This window comes from Niastella vici (assembly GCF_002077945.1).
In the GTDB taxonomy this organism is placed as follows: Bacteria; Bacteroidota; Bacteroidia; order Chitinophagales; family Chitinophagaceae; genus Niastella; species Niastella vici.
Genome location: NZ_LVYD01000019.1, coordinates 1 through 509, shown reverse-complemented (window position 1 = coordinate 509; position 509 = coordinate 1). Strand labels below are relative to the sequence as shown.

1 protein-coding gene is annotated in these 509 nt (G+C 34.0%); it reads left to right on the top strand.

Features of this window, described 5'->3' with window-relative positions; all coding sequences use genetic code 11:
* Positions 1-493: transposase (locus tag A3860_RS07480; RefSeq protein ID WP_143773991.1), on the top strand; the 493-nt coding region annotated here is incomplete at its 5' end.
* Positions 494-509: the final 16 nt, after the last annotated feature.

Here is a 509-nt window from a genome sequence, read left to right as displayed (position 1 = left end):
CCCCGCCGATAAAGAACGTGGTGTCCTATGCGACCAAAGAGTACATGCCAAAAAGAGATCCAACTTTTATGTATATAAAGCTTACCCGGAGTGCTTTAGGAGAATTAAGTTTTATGATGCCGAACAAGACCGGACTTTTGTTTTTCTTACAAACAATTTCTCTTTGAATGCAACGGATATAGCCGCCTTATACAAACACAGATGGCTTATAGAGTTGTTTTTTAAATGGATAAAACAACACTTGAAAATAAAATCGTTTTGGGGCACATCAGAAAATGCGGTAAAAACACAAATATGGATTGCAATTACAGTTTATGTGCTGGTAATTATTGCCAGGAAAAAATTCCAATTAAAGCAATCAATATACGAAATACTTCAAGTGCTCAGTATATCAATTTTTGAAAAAACACCTATTCAAAATCTATTCTCAAATCCAAAAGAACAACAAATTTTCAAAGAGCTTAATGACAACCAATTGAAAATCTTTGATTAAAGACGCAACGCTTGTG